Genomic DNA, 18,322 nt, shown 5'->3' with positions numbered 1-18,322 from the left:
CCGCGCACGGCACCACCGCCCGACGACGCACCGCCGCACCGTTCCACCACCGCACGCCACCGGTACCACAGCCCTGCCCTGACAACGTTGGCCCGACCGCGCCCTGACACCGGCCCGCACGCCCGCCGAGGGGAATCCGCATGGCATCCCAAGCACCGCTGCTCCGCATGTCCGGCATCACCAAGTCGTTCCCGGGAGTCCGTGCCCTGGACGGCGTCGACCTCGACGTCCAGGCGGGCGAGGTGCACTGTCTGCTCGGCCAGAACGGGGCCGGCAAGTCCACCCTGATCAAGGTGCTGGCCGGCGCCCACCAGCCCGACACCGGCACCATCCACTGGCAGGGCGAGCCGGTCACGCTCCGCTCGCCGATCGCGGCCATGAAGCTGGGCATCGCCACCATCTACCAGGAACTCGACCTGGTGGAACACATGTCGGTCGCGGAGAACGTCCACCTCGGGCACGAACCCACCACCGCCGGCTTCGTCGTCCGCGGCCGGGCCGCCCGCACCGCGACCGCGAACCTGCTCGAGCGCCTGGGGCACCCGGAGATCGACCCCGCCCGTCTGGTGGGCGAACTCTCCGCCGCGCAGCAGCAGATCGTCTCCATGGCGCGGGCGCTCTCCCACGACGTGCGGCTCATCGTCATGGACGAACCGTCCGCCGCCCTCGACCCCGACGAGGTCGACAACCTCTTCCGGATCGTCGCCGGACTCACCGCCGAGGGCGTCGCCGTCGTCTACATCTCCCACCGCCTGGAGGAGATCCGCCGCATCGGCGACCGGGTCACCGTGCTGAAGGACGGCCGCGCCGTCGCCGGCGGGCTGCCCGCCGAGTCGACACCGACCAGCGAGGTCGTCTCCCTGATGACGGGCCGCACCGTCGAGTACGTCTTCCCCGAACGGCCCACCGGGCAGCCCCTCGGCGAACCGGTCCTGACGGTCGAAGGGCTGTCCCGCGAGGGGGAGTTCGAGGCCCTGGACCTCCAGGTGCGGCCGGGGGAGATCGTCGGGCTCGCCGGGCTCGTCGGCTCCGGACGCTCCGAGATCCTGGAGACGGTCTACGGTGCCCGCCGACCGGACACCGGGCGGGTCCTCGTCGACGGGCGGCCCCTCAGGCCCGGCAGCGTCCGGGCGGCCGTGCGGGCCGGGATCGGCCTGGCTCCCGAGGAACGCAAGGCCCAGGCGCTGCTGATGCTGGAGTCCGTCACCCGCAACGTGTCGGTCTCCACCCTGTCCCGCTTCTCGCGGGCCGGCTGGATCGACCGCGGGGCCGAACTGGGGGCGGCCCACGCGGCGATCCGCGAGCTGTCCCTGCGGCCCGACAACCCGCACGCGCCGGTGCGCACCCTGTCCGGCGGCAACCAGCAGAAGGCCGTGCTCGCGCGCTGGCTGCTGCGCGGCTGCCGGGTGCTGCTGCTGGACGAACCCACCCGCGGCGTCGACGTCGGCGCCCGCGCCGAGCTGTACGCGGTGGTCCGCCGACTGGCCGACGAGGGCCTGGCCGTGCTGCTGGTCTCCAGCGAGGTGCCCGAGGTCCTCGGCCTCGCCGACCGTGTCCTGGTCCTGCGCGAGGGCCGGGTCGTCCACTCCGCACCCGCCCGTGAACTCGACGAACACCGTGTACTCGACCTCGTCATGGAAGGAAGCCCGGCCACATGACGCAGCCCGTCTCCCCGCCGCGGGACACCATCGGCAAGACGCCGCCGTCCGCCGGCCCCCCGGCCTGGCGCGCCGTCCTGTTCCGTCCCGACGTGCGCACGCTCTCCCTGCTCGGGGTGCTCGCCGTCCTCGTCCTCATCGGAGGCTTCACCAAACCGGACGAGTTCCTCGACACCCGCAACCTGCAACTCGTCCTCACCCAGGCGTCCGTCATCGGTGTCGTCACCGTCGGCATGACCTTCGTCATCACCTCCGGCGGCATCGACCTGTCGGTCGGCGCGATCGTCGCGCTGTCCTCCGTCTGGGCCACCACCGTCGCCACCCAGGAGTTCGGCTTCGCCGGCATCCTCTTCACCGCCGTCCTGGTCGGCCTCGGCTGCGGGCTGGTCAACGGGGTGCTGATCGCCTACGGCGGGATGGTGCCGTTCATCGCCACCCTCGCCATGCTCGCCTCCGCGCGCGGACTCGCCCTGCAGATCACCGACGGCCGCACCCAGATCGTCACCGTCGACAGCGTCCTCGGCCTCGGCGAACGCGACGCCTACGTGCTCGGCGTGCCGCCCCTGGTCCTGGTGTTCGCGGCGGTCACCGTCATCGGCTGGCTGCTGCTCAACCGGACCACCTTCGGCCGCCGCACCGTCGCCGTCGGCGGCAACGCGGAGGCCGCCCGCCTCGCCGGCATCGACGTCCGCCGCCAGCAGCTCTACCTCTACCTGCTGTCCGGGCTGTGCTGCGGCATCGCCGCCTTCCTCCTCATCGTCCTGGCCGGCTCCGGCCAGAACACCAACGGCAACCTCTACGAGCTCGACGCCATCGCCGCCGCGATCATCGGCGGCACCCTGCTCACCGGAGGCCGCGGCACCATCGTCGGCTCCGTGCTGGGCGTCCTGATCTTCACCACGATCACCAACATCTTCGCCCTGAACAACCTGCAGAGCGACGTCCAGCAGATCGCCAAGGGCGCGATCATCGTCGCCGCCGTGCTGGTCCAGCGCCGTACCGCGAGCACGACCTAGGAAAGGGTTCACCGCCATGCCCCAGCCCATGCCGTTCACGAGCCGCAGAGGGCTGCTCTTCGGAGCCGCCGCCGTGTCCGCCGGTGCCCTGGTCACCGGCTGCACCAGCAACGAGCCGAGCGAGAAGGAGTCCGACGCGGGCACGCAGCCGGCCGCCGACGACAAGCCGGGCAAGCCGGTCACCATCGGCTTCGCCGGACCTCAGGCCGACCACGGCTGGCTCAACGCCATCAACGACAACGCCAAGAAGCGCGCCGAGAAGTACAGCGACGTCACCCTGGAGATCACCGAGGGCTCCAACGACACCGCGCAGCAGATCGGCCAGATCGAGACCCTCATCAACAAGAAGGTCGACGTCCTGGTCGTGCTGCCCGCCGACGGCAAGGCCCTCACCCAGGTCGGGCTGAAGGCGATGCGGGCCGGCATCCCCGTCGTCAACCTCGACCGGATCTTCAACACCCCGCAGGCCTACCGCTGCTGGATCGGCGGCGACAACTACGGCATGGGCCTCAACGCCGGCCACTACATCGGCGAGAAGCTCAAGGACACGCCGGACGCCCGGGTCGTCGAACTCGCGGGCCTGGACAACCTGGAGCTCACCAAGCAGCGCACCCAGGGCTTCGACGACGCCCTGAAGAACTACCCCAACATCAAGAAGGTGGCCCGCCAGGCGGCCGAGTTCACCGTCGAGACCGGCCAGGCCAAGATGGCGCAGCTGCTCCAGGCCCAGTCCAAGATCGACGCCCTGTGGAACCACGACGACGACCAGGGCGTGGGCGCGCTGCGCGCCATCGAACAGGCCGGGCGCGACGAGTTCCTGATGGTCGGCGGCGCGGGCGCGCTGTCCGCCTTCGAGGCCATCAAGGCGGACAACGGTGTCCTCAAGGCCACCGTGCTGTACCCGCCGACGATGGCGGCCTCCGCGATCGACCTGGCCCGCGCGCTCGGCCAGGGCAAGGGGGTCGGCGGGCTCGCCGAGTTCGAGATCCCCGCGTCGCTGACCTGCTACTCGGCCGTCGTCGACAAGGAGAACGTGGACCAGTACATGTCCACCGGCTTCAAGTGAGGAGCCCCGGCCCACGGGCCTGACCAGCCCACCGGGCGGGGCCCGCCCCCGCCCGCACGGACGACGAGGAGGACATCCGTATGGCACAGCCGCAAGCGTCAGAAGGGGCAGCAGGAACGGGGAAGCCACGCCTGCGCGTCGGCATGGTCGGTTACGCCTTCATGGGCGCCGCCCACTCCCAGGGCTGGCGCACCGCAGGGCGCGTCTTCGACCTGCCGCTGCACCCCGAACTGGCCGTGATCTGCGGCCGGGACGCGTCCGCCGTGCGCGCGGCCGCCGACCGGCACGGCTGGGCGGCGACCGAGACCGACTGGCGCGCCCTCGTCGAACGGGACGACGTCGACCTCGTCGACATCTGCACCCCGGGCGACAGCCACGCCGAGATCGCGCTGGCCGCGCTCGCCGCCGGCAAGCACGTGCTGTGCGAGAAACCCCTCGCCAACACCGTCGCCGAGGCCGAGGCGATGGTCCGCGCGGCCGACGAGGCGGCCGCGCGGGGCCGCACCGCCATGGTCGGCTTCAACTACCGCCGGGTACCCGCGACCGCGCTCGCCCGGCGGATGGTCGCCGAGGGCCGCATCGGCACCCTGCGGCACGTCCGCGTGTCCTACCTCCAGGACTGGCTTGTGGACCCGCAGTTCCCGCTGACCTGGCGGCTGCGCCGGGAACAGGCCGGTTCCGGTTCGCTCGGCGACCTCGGGGCGCACATCGTCGACCTCGCCCAGTACCTGGCCGGCGAGCACCTGGCCGGGGTGTCCGCCCTGACGGAAACCTTCGTACGGCACCGGCCGCTGCCCACCGCCGCGACCAGCGGCCTGGCCGCCGTGTCCGCCGCCGGCACCGGCGAGGTCACCGTCGACGACGCCGCCCTGTTCACCGGCCGCTTCGCCTCCGGCGCCCTGGCCTCCTTCGAGGCCACCCGGTACGCCACCGGACGCAAGAACGCCCTGCGCATCGAACTCAACGGCGAGCGCGGCTCGCTGGCCTTCGACCTGGAACGGCTCAACGAGCTGTCGTACCACGACGGCACCGAGCCCGGCACGCACGCCGGGTTCCGCCGCATCCTCGTCACCGAACCGGACCACCCCTACCTGGACGCCTGGTGGCCGCCGGGCCACGGCCTCGGCTACGAGCACACCTTCGTGCACCAGGCCCGCGACCTGGTCCACGCGGTCGCCGAGGGCCGCACCCCCGACCCCTCCTTCGCCGACGGGCTCCAGGTGCAGCGCGTCCTGGCCGCCGTGGAGGAGAGCGCAGAGAAGAACTCCGTCTACACGCCGATCGCCGCCTGAGGAGGACGGATACGGATGCCGCGCAACTTCACGCTGTTCACCGGCCAGTGGGCCGACCTGCCCCTGGAGGAGGTCTGCCGACTCGCCCGCGACTTCGGCTACGACGGTCTCGAACTCGCCTGCTGGGGCGACCACTTCGAGGTCGACAAGGCCCTCGCCGACCCCTCCTACGTCGACTCCCGGCACCAGCTCCTCGACAAGTACGGCCTCAGGTGCTGGGCGATCTCCAACCACCTGGTCGGCCAGGCGGTGTGCGACGCCATCATCGACGAACGCCACCAGGCCATCCTGCCCGCCAGGATCTGGGGCGACGGTGAGCCGGAGGGCGTCCGGCAGCGGGCCGCCGCCGAGATCGAGGACACCGCACGGGCCGCGGCCCGCTTCGGCGTCGACACCGTCATCGGCTTCACCGGCTCCGCGATCTGGCACCTCGTCGCCATGTTCCCGCCCGCCTCCGAGGCGATGATCGACCGCGGCTACGAGGACTTCGCCACCCGCTGGAACCCCATCCTCGACGTCTTCGACGCCGAGGGCGTGCGCTTCGCCCACGAGGTCCACCCCGGGGAGATCGCCTACGACTACTGGACCACCGTCCGCACCCTCGAAGCCGTAGGCCACCGGCCGGCCTTCGGCCTCAACTTCGACCCGTCCCACTTCGTGTGGCAGGACCTCGACCCGGTCGGCTTCCTGTGGGACTTCCGCGACCGCATCTACCACGTCGACTGCAAGGAGGCCCGCAAGCGCCTGGACGGCCGCAACGGCCGCCTCGGCTCCCACCTGCCCTGGGGCGACCCCCGCCGCGGCTGGGACTTCGTCTCCGCCGGCCACGGCGACGTTCCCTGGGAGGACGTCTTCCGCATGCTGCGCTCCATCGGGTACGGGGGGCCCGTGTCGGTCGAGTGGGAGGACGCCGGCATGGACCGCCTCCAGGGCGCCCCGGAGGCCCTGACCCGCCTGAAGGCCTACGACTTCGAGCCGCCCAGCGCCTCCTTCGACGCCGCGTTCAGCAGCTGACGGACGCCCGTCGCCGCAGGTCGGGAACGGGGGCCGGTGACCCTGCCGGTCCCCGGTCCGGCCTGCCCGGACCCCGCTTTGTCCTGTCCGGGGAAAAAGTTCAACCACTGGCGGTTCAAGGGCTGTTGGACCCGGACGAACGCGGTTACCGTCCCTGAAGTGTCCGCGACACACACGCCTCCGGGGTGACGGCGCACCCCGGCGCCCACCCCTCTCGCACGTCCGAGCACCCGTTCCGTACGGCCCCACCCCGTTCCCGGAGGGACTTCGTGCACAGAAGCCGACTCAAAACCACCCGCACCACGAGGCGTACCCGATTCCGCACCGGCGTCGCCCTGCTCACCGGCCTGCTGCTGGCCGTCGGCGCCCCGGCGACCGTCGCGGGAGCCCACCCGGGGCACCCCGAACACGACGGACCGGCCGCCGCCGAGGGACAGTTCCAGCAGGTCCCGCTCGCCAAGGGCGAACCCGAGATGGGCGAGCCGATGTCGCTCGCCGTCCTCCCCGACCGCAGCGTCCTGCACACCTCCCGCGACGGAACCCTCCGCCTCACCGACGAGGGCGGCGTCACCAAGGTCGCCGGCCGCATCCCCGTCTACAGCCACGACGAGGAGGGACTCCAGGGCGTCGGCATCGACCCGGACTTCGAGAACAACCGGGCCATCTACCTGTACTACGCCCCGCCGCTCGACACCCCCGCCGGCGACGCCCCCGAGACGGGCACCGCCGAGGACTTCGCGGCGTTCGACGGCGTCAACCGCCTCTCCCGCTTCGTCCTCAACGCCAACGGCACCCTGGACCTGTCCAGCGAGAAGAAGGTCCTGGACGTCGCGGCCACCCGCGGCATCTGCTGCCACGTCGGCGGCGACATCGACTTCGACGCCGAGGGCAACCTCTACCTGTCCACCGGCGACGACACCAACCCCTTCGCCTCCGACGGCTACACGCCGATCGACGAACGCGCCGACCGCAACCCGGCCTTCGACGCCCGCCGCACCTCCGGCAACACCAACGACCTGCGCGGCAAGATCCTGCGCATCAAGGTCGCCGAGGACGGCTCCTACACCGTCCCCGAGGGCAACCTCTTCGCCCCGGGCACCGACAAGACCCGCCCCGAGATCTACGCGATGGGCTTCCGTAACCCGTTCCGGATGAGCGTCGACGACAAGACCGGCGTCGTCTACGTCGGCGACTACGGGCCCGACGCGGGCGCCGCCGACCCGGACCGCGGACCCGCCGGGCAGGTCGAGTTCGCCAAGGTCACCGAGGCCGCCAACTTCGGCTGGCCGTTCTGCACCGGCGACAACGACGCCTACAACGACTACGACTTCGCCACCGGCACCTCCGGCGCGAAGTTCGACTGCGACGCCCCGAAGAACACCTCGCGGCACAACACCGGCCTCACCGACCTGCCGCCCGCCCAGGCCGCCTGGATCCCCTACGACGGCGGATCCCTGCCCGAGTTCGGCAGCGGCTCCGAGTCCCCGATGGCCGGTCCGGTGTACCGCTACGACCCCGACCTCGACTCCACGGTGAAGTTCCCCGAGGCGTACGACGGTGACTTCTTCGCCGGCGAGTACGGCCGCCGCTGGATCAAGCGGATCGAGCAGACCGACGACGGCTCCGTCGCGAAGATCAACGACTTCCCGTGGACCGGCACGCAGATCATGGACATGGACTTCGGTCCGGACGGCGCGCTCTACGTCCTGGACTACGGCCTCTCCTGGTTCCAGGGCGACGAGCACTCCGCCCTGTACCGGATCGAGAACGCCGAGGACGGCTTCTCCCCGATCGCCGAGGTCAAGGCCGACAAGACCTCCGGCGCCGCCGGCCTGAAGGTCAGGTTCACCGCCACCGCCAAGGACGCCGACTCCACCGACCTCACCTACAGCTGGGACTTCGGCGACGGCACCAAGGGCGAGGGCCTCACCCCCACCCACGCGTACAAGAAGGTCGGCACCTACTCCGCGACGTTCACCGCCAAGGACCCCGAGGGCAACACCGGCAACGCCAGCGTCCGCATCGTCGTCGGCAACACCGAACCCACGGTGAAGATCGACGTACCCGGCAACGGCAGCCTGGCCGCCTTCGGCGAACCCGTCCCGTTCAAGGTGACCGTCACCGACCCCGAGGAGAAGGTCGACTGCTCCCAGGTCAAGGTCGTCTACAGCCTCGGCCACGACTCCCACGCCCACGAGCTGACCAGCGAGACCGGCTGCGAGGGCACCCTCAACCCGCCCCCCGGTGACGGCGGCCACGACCCCAACGCCAACATCTACGGCGTCGTCGGCGCCGCGTACACCGACGGCGGAGCCAACGGACAGGAAGCCCTCACCGGCACCGCCCGCACCGTCCTGCAGCCCCCGCACCGCCAGGCCGAGCACTTCGGCGCCCAGGAGGGCGTCACCGTGATCGACAAGACCGGCGCCCACGGCGGCAAGACCGTCGGCAACATCCACGACGGCGACTGGATTTCCTTCACGCCCTACCGCTTCGACGGCCAGAAGAAGATGACCGTCCGCGCCTCCTCCGGCGGCTCCGGCGGCTACCTCGAACTGCGCACCGGCTCACCCGACGGCAAGCTGCACGGCTCCGCGTACATCCCGCCGACCGGTGGCTGGGAGACGTTCCAGAACGTCGACGTGCCGCTGCGGGCCCTGCCGAAGAAGACCTCCGAGATCTTCCTGGTCTTCCGGGGCGGCGACGGCGCGCTCTTCGACGTCGACGACTTCGAGTTCTCCAAGGAGCGCTTCAAGGCCGGCAAGAAGGTCCTGGTCTTCTCCAAGACCGCCGGATTCCGGCACGACTCCATCCCCGAGGGCATCGCCGCCCTGAAGGAACTCGGCGGCCCGGCCGGCATCACCGTCGACGCGACCGAGGAGGCCGGCCAGTTCACCACCACCAACCTCGCCAAGTACGACGCGGTGGCCTTCCTGTCCACCACCGGTGACGTCCTCGACGCCGACCAGCAGAAGGCGTTCGAGAACTACGTCAAGAACGGCGGCGGCTACATGGGCATCCACGCCGCCGCCGACACCGAGTACGACTGGGAGTTCTACGGCGGCCTCGTCGGCGCCTACTTCGACTCGCACCCGGCCATCCAGAAGGCCACCGTGCGCGTCGAGGACCACGACCACCCGTCCACCGCGCACCTGGACGACGCCTGGGAGCGCACCGACGAGTGGTACAACTACCGCACCAACCCGCGGGAGCAGGCCAGGATCCTCGCCACCCTGGACGAGACCACCTACCAGGGCGGCACCATGAAGGGCGACCACCCGATCGCCTGGTGCCAGAACTACGGCGGCGGCCGGTCCTTCTACACCGGCGGCGGCCACACCAAGGAGTCCTACGCCGAGGAAGCCTTCCGCGCCCACCTGCTCGGCGGACTCCAGTACGCCACCGGCCAGGTCAAGGCCGACTGCAAGCCGGCCAAGGGCTACCGGACGATCTTCAACGGCCACACCCTGGACGGCTGGAAGCAGGCCGGCCCCGGCAGCTTCGACGTCAAGGACGGCACCCTGGAGTCCAACGGCGGCATGGGCCTGCTCTGGTACCAGGCCAAGGAACTGTCGTCGTACTCCCTGAAGCTGGACTGGAAGATGCGGGGCGACGACAACTCCGGGATCTTCGTGGGCTTCCCCGCCTCCGACGACCCCTGGTCCGCCGTGAACAAGGGCTACGAGATCCAGATCGACGCCACGGACGCCCCGGACCGGACGACCGGTGCGGTCTACTCCTTCAAGTCGGCGAACATCAAGGCCCGCGACCAGGTGCTCCGTCCGCCCGGCCAGTGGAACTCCTACGAGATCAAGGTCAAGGGAGAACGCCTCCAGGTGTTCCTCAACGGAGTCAAGATCAACGACTTCACCAACAAGGACCCCGAGCGGAGCCTGACCGACGGCTACATCGGTCTGCAGAACCACGGCCCCGACGACAAGGTCTCCTTCCGCAACATCCAGCTGAAGGAACTGCCCTCCTAGCGCCTTCCGTTCGGACCAGGCCCGCTCCCTGATCCGGCCCGGTCCGGACGAGAGGTCCGAAGGGCGACCCGAACGGCGGCGGGCGGAGGACGCCGGACCTCCGCCCGCCGTCCCGCCGGGCCCTCAGGGGCCCGGCACCCGCTCGTCCCCGCCTCCGGCGGCTCACACCCGGTTCGCGTACGACAAGGAGGCTGCCCATGTCCGCCGAACCGTTCCTCCCCACCCCCACCGCGATCCCCTCCGCGGCCCCCCGCTACGGCGTCTGGCTCATCGGGGCCCGCGGATCCGTCGCCACCACCGCCGTCACCGGCTGCGCCGCCGTCGCCGCCGGCCTCCACCCGCCGACCGGCATGGTCACCGAGACCGCCGACTTCGCCGACTGCGGCCTGCCCCCGCTGTCCTCCCTCGTCTTCGGCGGCCACGACACCGTCGACTGCCCGCTCCCCAAGCGTGCCGAACACCTCGCCGCCGGCGGCGTCCTGCCCCACGGCCTGCCCGCCGCCGTCCACGCCGAACTCCTCACCGCCGACCGGGAGATCCGGCCGGGCGGGCCACCGCCGGGTGCCCCCGGCGACGTCTCGGTCGCCACCGGGGACGACGGGCCGGCCCGCACCCAGGACGACTGGATCGACGCCTTCGCCGCCGACATCCGCGCCTTCGTCCGCCGCAACGACCTCGCCGGCGCCGTCGTCGTCAACGTCGCCTCCACGGAGCCCGCCCCCGCCGACGGCGCCCTGCCGCCCAGCTCCCTCTACGCGGCCGCCGCCCTCCGCGCCGACTGCCCCTACGTCAACTTCACCCCCTCCACCGGCCTGCACCACCCGGCACTCGCCGACGCCGCCGAGACCGCCGGCCTGCCCCACGCGGGCCGCGACGGAAAGACCGGACAGACCCTGCTGCGCTCCGTCCTCGGCCCGATGTTCCGCCAGCGGGCCCTCGCCGTGCGCGCCTGGTCCGGCACGAATCTGCTCGGCGGCGGCGACGGCGCCGCCCTCGCCGATCCCGGGGCGGCTGCCGCCAAGAACGGCGGCAAGGAGCGCGTGCTCACCGACACCCTCGGCACCACTCCCGAGGGCGAGGTCCACATCGACGACGTGCCCGCCCTCGGCGACTGGAAGACAGCCTGGGACCACGTCGCCTTCGACGGCTTCCTCGGCTCCCGCATGATCCTCCAGACCGTGTGGCAGGGGTGCGACTCCGCCCTGGCCGCCCCCCTCGTCCTCGACCTGGCCCGGCTCACCCTCCGCGCCCGGCAGAAGGGCCTCACCGGGCCGCTGCGCGAACTCGGCTTCTACTTCAAGGACCCGGTCGGCGACGGCCCGGCCGCCCTGGCGGAGCAGTACGCGGACCTGCTGACCCTGGCCGCACGCCTCCGTGACGACGCCGGGGCGGAGGGCTCGGGCGGCGGGGCGGAGGGCCCGGCCGGGGCTGAGGGCCCGGACGGTGGGGACGGCGGTAGCGGCGGGGATGGAAGGCGGGACCGGCGCAGCCCGCAGGCCCGGCCTGATCCGCGCGGCGGGCAGGACCAGCACGGCTCGGAGGCGGGGCGATGACGGGCCGGGGAGCGTTCGCGGAGGGCCGGTTCCCGCCGAGCACGTCGGTCACGGGCGCGTCCGGGTCGACGTGGTGCCCGTCCGGGTCCGGCACGTCCGGATCCGCAGGTGGCCCGAGCGGGTCCGCGTGGGGTGCGTCGGCGTCGAACGCCCACGACCGGTACGAAGCGTCCGCCAAGGCCGGGACGGCGGACACGCCCGCCCCGGCCTCCGCGCAAGCCCCCGTCCCGTCCGCCGATGGCGTCCCCCGTCCCGCTGTCCCGGGCGTCGGCCCCGGCCGGCTCGGTGCCTGGGCCGAACTGCTGCGCCTGCCCGCCCTGTTCACCGTGCCCGGTGACGCGCTGGCCGGAGCGGCGGCGGCCGGTGCGCGGCCCGGGGTGCGAACGCTGCTCGCCATCGGCTCCTCCGTGTGCCTGTACGAGGCGGGCATGGCGCTGAACGACTGGGCGGACCGCGAGGAGGACGCCCGGGAACGCCCGCACCGCCCGATCCCGTCCGGCCGCATCCGTCCGGCCGCCGCCCTCACCGCCGCGGGTGCGCTCACCGGGGCGGGTCTGACCCTGGCCGCCGGTGCGGGACGCCCCGCACTCGCCGTCGCCGCGCCGCTCGCCGCGACCGTGTGGGCCTACGACCTCGCCCTGAAGCACACACCCGCCGGCCCGGCGGCCATGGCCGCCGCCCGCGGACTCGACCTGCTCCTCGGCGCCGCGGCCACCGCAGGCGCCCAGGACGACGGCGGCCGGGACGGCGGTGCGGGCGGCGGTGCGGACGGCGGTGCGGGCGGTCGTGCGGGCGGTGGTGCGGGCCGTGCCACCCGGGCCGCCCTGCCCTCCGCCGTGCTGCTCGGCAGTCACACCCTGGCCGTCACTGCCGTGTCCCGCCGGGAGACCACCGGCGGGGCGGTCCTGGCCCCCGTCGCGGCGCTCGCGACGACCGGGGTGCTCACCCGGCTCGTCACCCACCGCCGCACCCGACTCCCGGCAGGCCGGCGGGCAGCAGCCGCCCCCGGCCTGCCGGGCTCCGGCCCGGCCGTGCCCGCTGCTCCGGCCGCCGGCCTCCTGGCCACCGCCCTGGGTGCCGCCTACGCCGCCACCGCCGCCCGGCCGTACTTCCACGCCGCGCTCAACCCGTCACCCCCGCTCACCCAACGAGCCGTCGGCGGAGGCATCCGCGCGACGATCCCGCTCCAGGCCGCCCTCGCCGCCCGCGCCGGTGCCCCGGTCACCTCCCTCCTGGTGGCGGCCCTGGCCCCGGCCGGCCGGTGGTTCGCGCGGCGGGCCGCGATGAGGAAGGTGAGCATCACATGAGCCACGACGCGTCGAGCAACAGGCACGGGGGCAGCGGCGAGGTCACACAGCCGCCCTCGCGGGAGCCCGTCCCCCTGCGTCTCGGCTACGGCACCAACGGCCTCGCCGACCTCCGTCTCGACGACGCCCTCGGTCTGCTCGCCGACCTCGGCTACGACGGAGTCGGCCTGACCCTCGACCACATGCACCTCGACCCCCTCGCCCCGGACCTGGCCGCCCGCACCCACCGGGTCGCCCGGCGGCTGGACGCACTCGGGCTCGGGGTCACCGTCGAGACCGGCGCCCGCTACGTCCTCGACCCCCGCCGCAAGCACGGTCCGTCCCTCCTCGACCCGGACGCCGACGACCGGGCCCGGCGCGTCGACCTCCTCCTGCGGGCCGTCCGGGTCGCCGCCGACCTGGGCGCGCACGCCGTCCACTGCTTCAGCGGCGTCCTGCCCGAGGGCACCGACGAGGACACCGGGTGGAAGCGCCTCGCCCGGACCCTCACCCCCGTCCTGGAGGCGGCCGACGCCGCCGGCGTCCCCCTCGCCGTGGAACCCGAACCCGGCCACCTCCTGGGCACCCTCGCCGACTTCCACCACCTGCGCCGTCTCCTCGGTGATCCAGCGCCTCTGGGGCTCACCCTGGACATCGGCCACTGCCAGTGCCTCGAACCCCTCCCTCCCGCGGACTGCGTGCGCGAGGCGGCCCCCTGGCTCCGGCACGTCCAGATCGAGGACATGCGGCGCGGTGTGCACGAGCACCTGCCCTTCGGCGACGGCGAGATCGACTTCCCACCCGTCCTCGCGGCCCTCGCCGACACCGGATACCAGGGACTGACCGTCGTCGAACTGCCCCGCCACTCCCACGCGGGCCCCCACTTCGCCGCCCACTCCCTGCCGTTCCTCCGCACGGCGGCCCCGTCACCGGTGGGACCTGCCCGCACCGCCACCACCTCCTCCTCCGATCCCGTCCCCTCACACGGCGATCCCTCCGCCACCCCCGAAGGGAGCACCACCCCATGAACCGCCCCGATGCCGTCCCGGCGACCCCGGAGGCAGACCCAGCGGGCGCCGACCCCGCCACCGCCGCCCACCCCGCGACGGAAACGCAGGCCGTCGGCCCCGCCGCCCACCCCGCGACAGCAGCACAGACCCACCAACGGGCCGATCACCGGGCCGATCACCAGCCCAGCCGCCGCACCGGTCACCCGGCCGTCCTCCCGCCCGCCGACCTGCGCCGCCTGCTGGCCGACCGCCTGGACCCGTCCGCCCACGCCTGGCTCGACCGGGCCCTCGAAGAGGCCGCCGAGCACCCGGGCACCCATGGCCCCATCTCGGTGTGGGAGCTGCGGCTCGCCGAGGCCGGCCGCCGCTGCGGGACCGCCCACGCCGACGCCGCCCGCGTCCTCATCCTGGACGCCGCACGCGCCGACACGGACGCCCTCACCCGGGTCTACTCCCAGGGCACCGCCGACGAACGCCGCGCCGTCCTGCACGCCCTCGCCCACCTCGTGCCCGGCCCGGACGCCGTCCCGCTCGTCGAGGACGCCCTGCGCACCAACGACACCCGTCTCGTCGCCGCCGCCCTCGGCCCCTACGGCGCCCGGCACCTCGACCCCCACACCTGGCGGCACGCCGTACTGAAGTGCCTGTTCACCGGCGTCCCCGTCGATCGGATCACCGACCTGGCCCGGCGCGCCCGGGGCGACGGCGAACTCGCCCGCATGCTCGGCGACTTCGCCGAGGAACGCACCGCCGCGGGCCGATCCGTCCCCGACGACCTGTATCGAGTCCTGGCGCTGGCCTCCACCGACGGCCCCGCCCCGCCGACGCCGACGCCGACGCAGACGCAGACGCCGACGCGGGCTCCGAGGCCGACGCCGGCCCCGGGCCGCCCCCGCGCCCCGCACCGCCCGCAGGCGGACACCCCCCACCCGGACGACGACCCCCACGTCAAGGAGACCTGATGCGCCTCTTCGACCCCCACATCCACATGACGTCCCGGACCACCGACGACTACCAGGCCATGTACACCGCGGGGGTCCGAGCCGTCGTCGAACCCGCCTTCTGGCTGGGCCAGCCCCGCACGTCCCCGGCCTCCTTCCTCGACTACTTCGACGCCCTCCTCGGCTGGGAGCCCTTCCGCGCCGCCCAGTACGGCATCGCCCACCACTGCACCCTCGCGCTCAACCCCAAGGAGGCCAACGACCCGCGCTGCGTGCCCGTCCTCGACGAACTGCCCCGCTACCTCGTCAAGGACAACGTGGTGGCCGTCGGCGAGATCGGCTACGACTCCATGACCCCCGCCGAGGACACTGCGCTGGCCGCCCAGCTCCAGCTCGCCGCCGACCACGGCCTGCCCGCCCTCGTGCACACCCCGCACCGCGACAAGCTGGCCGGACTGCGCCGCACCCTCGACGTCGTCCGTGAGTCCGCGCTGCCGATGGACCGCGTCCTGATCGACCACCTCAACGAGACCACCGTGAAGGAGGCCAAGGACAGCGGCTGCTGGCTCGGCTTCTCCGTCTACCCGGACACCAAGATGGACGAGGACCGGATGGTCGCCATCCTGAAGGAGCACGGTCCCGAACGCGTCCTGGTGAACTCCGCCGCCGACTGGGGCAGGAGCGACCCGCTGAAGACCCGCAAGGTGGCCGACCTCATGCTCGCCGAGGGCTTCACCGACGACGACGTCGACCGGGTCCTGTGGCGCAACCCCGTCGCCTTCTACGAGCTCAGCGGCCGGCTCACCCTGGACGTCCCCGCCCCCCAAGACACCCACGAGGGCAACTCCATCCAGCGCGGCGCCCCCAAGGACGCGCCCGGACCGGCCGCCGCCCCCGCCGCGGGGGCGTGAGCCATGCGCTTCCGCCACCCCGACGGCTCCACCGTCCACCTCGCCTACTGCACCAACGTCCACCCCGCCGAAACCCTCGACGGCGTCCTCGCCCAGCTCCGCGACCACTGCGAACCCGTGCGCCGCCGCCTCGGCCGGGACCGCCTCGGGATCGGCCTGTGGCTCGCCCGGGACGCCGCCCGGACCCTGGTCGCCGACCCCTCCGCCCTGCGCGGCCTGCGCTGCGCCCTGGAGGAACGCGGCCTGGAGGTCGTCACCCTCAACGGCTTCCCCTACCAGGGCTTCGGCGCGGACGAGGTCAAGTACCGCGTCTACAAACCGGACTGGGCCGACCCCGAGCGCCTGGAGCACACGACGGCCCTGGCCCGCGTCCTCGCCGGACTGCTCCCCGACGACGTCACCGAGGGCAGCATCTCCACCCTGCCGCTGGCCTGGCGCACCGCCTACGACGACGGCCGGGACGCCACCGCCCACACCGCACTGCGCACCCTCGCCGAACGCCTCGACGCCCTCCAGGACCTCACCGGACGCTCCGTCCGGGTCGCCCTGGAACCCGAACCCGGCTGCGTCGTCGAGACCACCCGCGACGCCCTCGCCCCGCTGACCGCGGTCGGCCACCCCCGCATCGGCGTCTGTGTCGACACCTGCCACCTCGCCACCTCCTTCGAGGACCCGCACACCGCCCTGGACGACCTCGCCCGGGCCGGGGTGCCCGTCGTCAAGTCCCAGCTGTCCGCCGCCCTGCACGCCGAACAGCCCCACCTCCCCGAGGTCCGCGAGGCGCTGGCCGCCTTCGCCGAGCCCCGCTTCCTGCACCAGACCCGCACGACCACCGCCGCCGGCCTGCGCGGCACCGACGACCTCGACGAGGCCCTGACCGACACCGCCCTGCCCGACACCGCACCCTGGCGGGCGCACTTCCACGTCCCGCTGCACGCGGACCCCGCCGCCCCCCTCACCTCCACGCTGCCCGTGCTCACCTCCGCCCTCGCCCGCCTCGTCGGCGGCCCGCACCCGCTCACCCACCACCTCGAGGTCGAGACCTACACCTGGCAGGCCCTCCCGCCCGACCTGCGCCCCAAGGGCCGCGCCGCGCTCGCCGACGGCATCGCCGCCGAACTCGCCCTGGCCCGCGACCTCCTGACGGACCTCGGCCTGAAGGAGCTGCCATGAGCCGACCCATGAGCCGCCCCACCCCCCTCCTCGTCCTCGACGTCGTGGGCCTCACCCCGCGCCTCCTCGATCACATGCCCCACCTGAAGTCCCTCGGCCGGTCGGGCTCCCGCGCCCCCCTCGGCACCGTCCTGCCCGCCGTCACCTGCGCCGCCCAGTCCACCTTCCTGACCGGCACCCTGCCCGCCGAGCACGGCATCGTCGGCAACGGCTGGTACTTCCGCGAACTCGGCGACGTCCTGCTGTGGCGGCAGCACAACGGCCTCGTCGCCGGCGACAAGCTCTGGGACGCCGCCCGCCGCGCCCACCCCGGCTACACCGTCGCCAACATCTGCTGGTGGTACGCGATGGGCGCCGACACCGACATCACCGTCACCCCCCGTCCCGTCTACTACGCCGACGGCCGCAAGGAGCCCGACTGCTACACCCGGCCGCCCGCCCTGCACGACGAACTCACCGAGAAGTTCGGCACCTTCCCCCTCTTCCACTTCTGGGGCCCCGGCGCCGACCTCGTCTCCAGCCGGTGGATCATCGACGCCACCCGCCACATCATGCGCACCCGCCACCCCGACCTGACCCTCTGCTACCTCCCTCACCTCGACTACGACCTCCAGCGCTACGGCCCCGACGACCCCCGCTCCCTGCGGGCCGCCGCCGACCTCGACGCCGCGCTGGCCCCCCTCCTCGACGACGCCCGCGCCGAGGGACGCACCGTCGTCGCCCTGTCCGAGTACGGCATCACCCGCGTGAACCGCCCCGTCGACATCAACCGGGCCCTGCGCCGCGCCGGCCTGCTGGAAGTGCACACGCAGGACGGCATGGAATACCTCGACCCGATGGCCTCACGCGCCTTCGCCGTCGCCGACCACCAGATCGCCCACGTCTACGTGCGCCGCCCCGAGGACCTGGACGCCACCCGCGCCGCACTGGACGGACTGCCCGGCATCGACCAACTCCTCGACGACGAGGGCAAGAAGGCCCACCACCTCGACCACCCCCGCTCCGGGGAACTGGTCGCCGTGGCCCAACCCGACGCCTGGTTCACGTACTACTACTGGCTCGACGACGACCGTGCGCCCGACTTCGCCCGGCTCGTCGAGATCCACCGCAAACCCGGCTACGACCCGGTCGAACTCTTCATGGACCCCCTCGACCCGTACGTCAAGGTCAAGGCCGCCACCGCACTGGCCCGCAAGAAGCTGGGCCTGCGCTACCGCATGGCCGTCGTGCCCCTCGACCCCTCACCCCTGCGCGGAAGCCACGGCCGTCTCCCGGCGAGCGACGACGACGGTCCGCTCCTCATCTGCTCCACCCCCGATGCCGTGGGCGACCGCGTCGCGGCCACCGACGTCAAACAACTCCTGCTCCGCCTGGCCGGACTCGACCGGCCGACGCAGGACGCACACCCACGCGACGTGC

At 73.0% G+C, this 18,322-nt stretch carries 12 protein-coding genes and 1 pseudogene; all 13 read left to right on the top strand.

Annotated elements, in window-relative coordinates; all coding sequences use genetic code 11:
- Positions 1 to 140: 140 nt before the first annotated feature.
- Positions 141 to 1,658, top strand: coding sequence for a sugar ABC transporter ATP-binding protein (locus tag AB0F01_RS14795; RefSeq protein ID WP_362094518.1), 1,518 nt, complete (start codon positions 141 to 143; stop codon positions 1,656 to 1,658).
- Complete coding sequence (locus AB0F01_RS14790) at positions 1,655 to 2,674, top strand: ABC transporter permease (RefSeq protein ID WP_362094516.1); 1,020 nt, start codon at positions 1,655 to 1,657, stop codon at positions 2,672 to 2,674. The genes AB0F01_RS14795 and AB0F01_RS14790 overlap by 4 nt, the downstream gene beginning before the upstream one ends.
- 16 nt (positions 2,675 to 2,690) lie before the next feature.
- Positions 2,691 to 3,740, top strand: coding sequence for a substrate-binding domain-containing protein (locus AB0F01_RS14785; protein ID WP_362094513.1), 1,050 nt, complete (start codon positions 2,691 to 2,693; stop codon positions 3,738 to 3,740).
- 80 nt (positions 3,741 to 3,820) lie between these two features.
- Positions 3,821 to 5,032, top strand: a complete 1,212-nt coding sequence (locus AB0F01_RS14780) for a Gfo/Idh/MocA family oxidoreductase (RefSeq protein WP_362094510.1) — start codon at positions 3,821 to 3,823, stop codon at positions 5,030 to 5,032.
- 15 nt (positions 5,033 to 5,047) lie between these two features.
- On the top strand, positions 5,048 to 6,046 hold the full coding sequence (locus AB0F01_RS14775) for a sugar phosphate isomerase/epimerase family protein (RefSeq protein WP_362094507.1): 999 nt from the start codon (positions 5,048 to 5,050) through the stop codon (positions 6,044 to 6,046).
- A gap of 269 nt (positions 6,047 to 6,315) precedes the next feature.
- On the top strand, positions 6,316 to 10,029 hold the full coding sequence (locus AB0F01_RS14770) for a ThuA domain-containing protein (protein WP_362094505.1): 3,714 nt from the start codon (positions 6,316 to 6,318) through the stop codon (positions 10,027 to 10,029).
- Positions 10,030 to 10,226: 197 nt separating this feature from the next.
- Complete coding sequence (locus tag AB0F01_RS14765) at positions 10,227 to 11,582, top strand: inositol-3-phosphate synthase (RefSeq protein ID WP_362094502.1); 1,356 nt, start codon at positions 10,227 to 10,229, stop codon at positions 11,580 to 11,582.
- Positions 11,579 to 12,889, top strand: coding sequence for an SCO3242 family prenyltransferase (locus AB0F01_RS14760; RefSeq protein ID WP_362094500.1), 1,311 nt, complete (start codon positions 11,579 to 11,581; stop codon positions 12,887 to 12,889). The genes AB0F01_RS14765 and AB0F01_RS14760 overlap by 4 nt, the downstream gene beginning before the upstream one ends.
- Positions 12,886 to 13,896: a sugar phosphate isomerase/epimerase family protein gene (locus AB0F01_RS14755; RefSeq protein ID WP_362094498.1), complete on the top strand. Its 1,011-nt coding sequence runs from the start codon at positions 12,886 to 12,888 to the stop codon at positions 13,894 to 13,896. The genes AB0F01_RS14760 and AB0F01_RS14755 overlap by 4 nt, the downstream gene beginning before the upstream one ends.
- Complete coding sequence (locus tag AB0F01_RS14750) at positions 13,893 to 14,840, top strand: EboA domain-containing protein (protein WP_362094495.1); 948 nt, start codon at positions 13,893 to 13,895, stop codon at positions 14,838 to 14,840. Before AB0F01_RS14755 ends, AB0F01_RS14750 begins: the two co-directional genes overlap by 4 nt.
- Positions 14,840 to 15,730 carry a TatD family hydrolase gene (locus tag AB0F01_RS14745; RefSeq protein ID WP_362094492.1) on the top strand — a complete coding sequence of 297 codons (891 nt, stop codon included), beginning with the start codon at positions 14,840 to 14,842 and terminating at the stop codon, positions 15,728 to 15,730. Before AB0F01_RS14750 ends, AB0F01_RS14745 begins: the two co-directional genes overlap by 1 nt.
- Positions 15,731 to 15,733: 3 nt before the next feature.
- Positions 15,734 to 16,903, top strand: a complete 1,170-nt coding sequence (gene eboE / locus AB0F01_RS14740; RefSeq protein WP_362094489.1) for a metabolite traffic protein EboE — start codon at positions 15,734 to 15,736, stop codon at positions 16,901 to 16,903.
- Between the two features lie 8 nt (positions 16,904 to 16,911).
- Positions 16,912 to 18,285: pseudogene (locus AB0F01_RS14735) on the top strand (nucleotide pyrophosphatase/phosphodiesterase family protein); the annotation flags it as partial.
- Positions 18,286 to 18,322: the final 37 nt, after the last annotated feature.

Origin of the sequence: Streptomyces sp. NPDC029526 (assembly GCF_040637405.1) — a bacterium.
GTDB lineage: Bacteria > Actinomycetota > Actinomycetes > Streptomycetales > Streptomycetaceae > Streptomyces.
Note: the sequence above shows the minus strand (reverse complement) of the source record. Positions and strands in the feature narration are given on the sequence as shown.

Coding starts and splice junctions, on each gene's coding strand:
- AB0F01_RS14785 (WP_362094513.1), top strand. CDS start 2,691: ATGCCCCAGCCCATGCCGTTCACGAGCCGCAGAGGGCTGCTCTTCGGA.
- AB0F01_RS14745 (WP_362094492.1), top strand. CDS start 14,840: ATGCGCCTCTTCGACCCCCACATCCACATGACGTCCCGGACCACCGAC.
- AB0F01_RS14760 (WP_362094500.1), top strand. CDS start 11,579: ATGACGGGCCGGGGAGCGTTCGCGGAGGGCCGGTTCCCGCCGAGCACG.
- AB0F01_RS14755 (WP_362094498.1), top strand. CDS start 12,886: ATGAGCCACGACGCGTCGAGCAACAGGCACGGGGGCAGCGGCGAGGTC.
- AB0F01_RS14795 (WP_362094518.1), top strand. CDS start 141: ATGGCATCCCAAGCACCGCTGCTCCGCATGTCCGGCATCACCAAGTCG.
- AB0F01_RS14765 (WP_362094502.1), top strand. CDS start 10,227: ATGTCCGCCGAACCGTTCCTCCCCACCCCCACCGCGATCCCCTCCGCG.
- AB0F01_RS14750 (WP_362094495.1), top strand. CDS start 13,893: ATGAACCGCCCCGATGCCGTCCCGGCGACCCCGGAGGCAGACCCAGCG.
- AB0F01_RS14790 (WP_362094516.1), top strand. CDS start 1,655: ATGACGCAGCCCGTCTCCCCGCCGCGGGACACCATCGGCAAGACGCCG.
- eboE (WP_362094489.1), top strand. CDS start 15,734: ATGCGCTTCCGCCACCCCGACGGCTCCACCGTCCACCTCGCCTACTGC.
- AB0F01_RS14780 (WP_362094510.1), top strand. CDS start 3,821: ATGGCACAGCCGCAAGCGTCAGAAGGGGCAGCAGGAACGGGGAAGCCA.
- AB0F01_RS14775 (WP_362094507.1), top strand. CDS start 5,048: ATGCCGCGCAACTTCACGCTGTTCACCGGCCAGTGGGCCGACCTGCCC.